Source organism: Microbacterium sp. (assembly GCF_031988965.1).
Lineage (GTDB): Bacteria > Actinomycetota > Actinomycetes > Actinomycetales > Microbacteriaceae > Microbacterium.
In genome coordinates, this window is sequence record NZ_DALZXX010000182.1 from 1 (window position 1) to 4,620 (window position 4,620).

Sequence of the window (4,620 nt, forward strand, 5' to 3'; positions counted from 1 at the left end):
GACGAGTCGATGTCGCGCTGCGCGAGCTGCAGGGCCTCCGACGCCAGGTGCGCCACTCTGCGCGCGCTGGAGAGCGCCTGCTCGCGGGTGTCCTCCGCGGGGAGCAGATCGGACAGATCGACACGCAGGCGTTCCGCCTCAGCGAGGCGTGTCCTGGCGTCGGCGCCGATCCAGCCGCGATGGCCGGCGATGAGTCCGCGGGCGACCCCCAGCTGACGATCGGCGTCGTCGATGGCGTGTTGCACCTGCTGGATGCTCGGCAGCGGGTTCTCCGCACGGTGCCGAGCCTTCGCGATGGCGTCGTCGAGTGCGGTGTTCGCTGTCCGCAGCTGAGAGAGCTCGGCGAAAGGATCCCCGGGGGTTCCTGCAGGGGTCAGCGCGCTGAGCGCCTCCTGCAGTGCGGCGACGGCCGATGTGACGGCCGGCACCTGCGGCGCCGTCCGGGCCGCGATCAGGTCGCCGCGGGAGTCGGCGACGACCTCGGCCAGTGTCGATTCGGCCCGGAGCGCCTCGATCTCGAAGTCCTCGACGGCATCGAGCAGGGCCGATGCGCGACGGGTCGCTTCCGTCGCCGTCTCGAGAGCGAGGTTCGCCTCCTCGTTCTGCTTGGCCGCGCGGCGTCGTTCCGACACGTCGGCGCCGTGGGTGGCGAAGGCGATGAGCTGTTCGGCCTCGGCGGCGCTCGCCGTGATCTGGTGCATCGCCGAGTCCGAGTATCTGTCGGACAGGCGCGCGACAGTCTCGTTCGTGTGCGGGATGCGCTCGCTCAGCGCGGATGCCTCTGCCCTGACCTGCGCGATGATCTCGGGAGCGCGGCGCACCTTCGAGATCGACGCGGCGAGGTCGGATGTCTTCTCGTCGAGCAGGTCCTGCGCCCAGTCGCAGAGCTGGATGATGCGCGCGTTGCGCGTGCGGAGCTCCTCTGGGGTGTCCGGGATCTCGTCGTGGTTGAGCTGGTGCATCTGGAAGGCCTCGCGCAGGTGCGTGCGCACGGCGCTGAGTGCCTTCTTCAGGTCGCCGGTGAGCGACTCGCCCAACTCGGCCTCGGCGAACACGAGCTCATCGGACGTCGATCGGATGCGTTCGTCGGCGGCCACCAGGGACTGCTCCGCTCGTCGTGCCAGATCGGCGTCCTGTGCCGCCAGTGCTTCCTGTTCACGCTTGCGCCTGCCCCATATACCTGCCATAGGACTGATCCTAGTTTCCAGGCGGCGGACTCTGGCTGTGCATCCGCTCCAGGCGAACGGTTCAGACGAGCGCCGCGCCCGGCTCCCTCGCGGGTCGTCCGCGCTTGGGACGGTCCGGGGTGAGCCCCAACGCGAGCGCGTGCTGTGGATGCTCGGCGAGGCGGGCCTCCACGTGGTCGAGCCAGCGAAGTTCCGCATCCGCGCTGAGAAGCATCGAATCCACGACGAGCGACCAGGCGAGGCCCTCCGGGGTGCTGTCGTCGCGCGAGGAGCGCAGGTGGCGCAGGGACTCCAGGTGTTCGCGCGATGCGCGACGCTGTGCGGCGATCACGGCGGTGGCATCGGAGCCGGGAAGCGTGGCCGCGATCGTCACCTTGATCGCGAGCTCATCCCGCGTGGCCTGCCCTCGCTCCACAGGCGAGGCCATCCATCGCTCGGACTCGGTCCGACCGGCGTCGGTGATCTCCCAGTACACGTGACCCTGTGCATCCGCGGTGCCACGCGCCACGAGCGCGTCGCGTTCGAGCCGCTCGAGCGTGTTGTAGATCTGCCCGACGTTCAGCGGCCAGACCGATCCCGTACGGCGGTCGAACTCATGGCGCAGCTGATACCCGTAGCACGGACCCTGCGCGAGGATCGAGAGCAGACTCTGGCGCACCGACATGTCGACCTCCTGTGTCGATCACTATATGCATACCGGGAAACCTTCGCCGTGAGCGCCATGCAGGCGACGTGCAGGTCACAGCCCGGTAACATGACAAGGTATGCCTGGTGCGCGCCCGACTGGCGGCGCCGGAACCATCGACAGGGAGATGACATCTGTGGCCAATCCTCTTGAGAAGCTGCTGCGCGCCGGAGAAGGGCGAGTCATCCGTCGCCTGAACCAGGTGGTGAAGGCCGTCAACGCGCTGGAAGAGGACATCTCCAAGCTCACGGACGACGAGCTTCGCAACGAGACCGTCGAGCTGCGAGAGCGCTTCGCCAAGGGCGAGTCGCTCGACCAGCTCATGCCCGAGGCCTTCGCCGCCGTGCGCGAGGCGGCCAAGCGCACGCTCGGCATGCGCGCGTACGACGTGCAGATCATGGGTGGAGCGGCGCTCCACCTCGGCAACATCGCGGAGATGAAGACCGGTGAGGGAAAGACGCTCGTCGCGACGTTCCCGGCCTACCTCAACGCCATCGCCGGAGAAGGCGTGCACGTCATCACGGTGAACGACTTCCTCGCGAGCTACCAGGCCGAGCTGATGGGGCGCGTCTATCGCGCGCTCGGGATGACCACCGGCATCATCGTCTCGGGTCAGACCCCCGCCGTGCGTCGTGAGCAGTACGCCGCCGACATCACCTACGGCACGAACAACGAGTTCGGCTTCGACTACCTCCGCGACAACATGGCCTGGCGCAAGGAGGATCTCGTCCAGCGCGAGCACTACTTCGCGATCGTCGACGAGGTCGACTCCATCCTCATCGACGAGGCTCGCACGCCGCTCATCATCTCCGGTCCGTCGTCGGGCGAGGCGAACCGCTGGTTCGCCGAGTTCGCGAAGATCGCTCGCACCCTCGAAGCCGGGGTGGACTACGAGGTCGACGAGAAGAAGCGCACCGTCGGTGTGCTCGAGCCGGGTATCGAGAAGGTCGAGGACTACCTCGGCATCGAGAACCTCTACGAGTCGGCGAACACCCCGTTGATCTCCTTCCTCAACAACTCGATCAAGGCGCTCGCGCTGTTCAAGAAGGACACCGACTACGTCGTGATGAACGACGAGGTCATGATCGTCGATGAGCACACCGGACGCATCCTGGTCGGACGTCGGTACAACGAGGGCATCCACCAGGCGATCGAGGCCAAAGAGGCCGTGCCGGTCAAGGCCGAGAACCAGACGCTCGCCACAGTCACGCTGCAGAACTACTTCCGCCTCTATGACAAGCTCGCGGGCATGACGGGTACGGCCGAGACCGAGGCCGCCGAGTTCATGTCGACCTACAAGCTCGGAGTCATCCCGATCCCGACGAACCGGCCGATGGTCCGCAAGGATCAGTCGGATCTCGTCTACAAGAACGAGACGGCCAAGTTCGCACAGGTCGTCGAAGACATCGCCGAGCGCCACGCGGCGGGGCAACCGGTGCTCGTCGGCACAGTCAGCGTCGAGAAGAGCGAGTACCTGTCACGCCTGCTCGCCAAGAAGGGCGTCAAGCACGAGGTTCTCAACGCGAAGAACCACGCTCGCGAAGCTGAGATCGTCGCGCGCGCCGGCCGTCTCGGAGCGGTCACCGTCGCGACCAACATGGCCGGTCGTGGAACCGACATCATGCTCGGCGGCAACGCCGAGTTCCTCGCAGTCCAGGAGCTCAAGGGCAAGGGCCTCGACCCGGTCGAGACCCCCGAAGAGTACGAGGTCGCGTGGGATGAGACCTACGAGTCCATGAAGGCCGTGGTCGCGGAGGAGGCGTCGAAGGTCCAGGAGGCAGGAGGCCTCTACGTGCTCGGCACCGAGCGCCACGAGTCGCGGCGCATCGACAACCAGCTGCGAGGTCGTTCGGGCCGTCAGGGCGACCCCGGCGAGAGCCGGTTCTACCTGAGCCTCACAGACGACCTCATGCGTCTGTTCCAGTCGGGTGCGGCAGAGGCCATCCTGGCCCGCACGAACTTCCCGGACGACGTGCCGATCGAGTCGGGCCTGGTCTCGCGGGCCATCCGCAGTGCGCAGTCCCAGGTCGAGTCGCGCAACGCCGAGATGCGCAAGAACGTGCTCAAGTACGACGACGTGCTCAACCGTCAGCGCGAGGCCATCTATGCCGACCGTCGTCATATCCTTCAGGGCGATGACATCGCGGACCGCGTCCAGCACTTCATCGAGGACGCGATCAGCGGGGTCGTTCGCGACCACACAGGCGAAGGGCACAACGAGAGCTGGGACTTCGACGCTCTCTGGACCGAGCTCAAGACGCTCTACCCCGTGAGCGTGACGATCGACGAGGTCGTCTCCGAGGCCGCGGACCGCAAGGGCGGAATCTCGGCGGACGGACTGACGCGAGAGCTTCTGTCCGACGCGAAGATCGCGTACGAGACCCGTGAGGAGTCGCTCGGAGAGGCGGCGACGCGAGAGCTGGAGCGTCGCGTCGTCCTGCAGGTGCTCGATCGCCGCTGGCGCGACCACCTCTACGAGATGGACTATCTCAAGGACGGCATCGGTCTGCGTGCGATGGCACAGCGCGATCCGCTCATCGAGTATCAGCGTGAGGGATACGCGATGTTCCAGTCGATGATGGGGCAGATCAAGGAGGAATCGGTCGGATACCTCTACAACCTCGAGGTCGAGGTGCGTCGAGCCGCTGATTCGCAAACCGCCGAGGTCGAGGCGAAGGGGCTGTCCGACGGCGGCGCCGAGCAGCGTCTCGAGTACTCCGCTGCGAACGATGCAGGCGAGGTCGAGGT

The 4,620-nt window shown here is 66.6% G+C and carries 3 protein-coding genes; 1 reads left to right on the plus strand and 2 read right to left on the minus strand.

The annotated features are described in order from the left end of the window. Window positions 1–1,187: hypothetical protein (locus RTM68_RS16970; protein ID WP_312173200.1), on the minus strand; the 1,187-nt coding region annotated here is incomplete at its 3' end. 61 nt (window positions 1,188–1,248) lie between these two features. After that, window positions 1,249–1,851: a PadR family transcriptional regulator gene (locus RTM68_RS16975; RefSeq protein WP_312173201.1), complete on the minus strand. Its 603-nt coding sequence runs from the start codon at window positions 1,849–1,851 to the stop codon at window positions 1,249–1,251. Window positions 1,852–2,008: 157 nt separating this feature from the next. On the opposite strand from RTM68_RS16975, the gene secA reads away from it, so the two are divergent. Then, window positions 2,009–4,620 (plus strand): preprotein translocase subunit SecA (gene secA, locus RTM68_RS16980; protein ID WP_312173204.1); only part of this gene is annotated, 2,612 nt, incomplete at its 3' end.

Bases quoted from the DNA above. Each gene is read 5' to 3' on its own strand.
- RTM68_RS16975 (WP_312173201.1), bottom strand. From the start codon at position 1,851: ATGTCGGTGCGCCAGAGTCTGCTCTCGATCCTCGCGCAGGGTCCGTGC.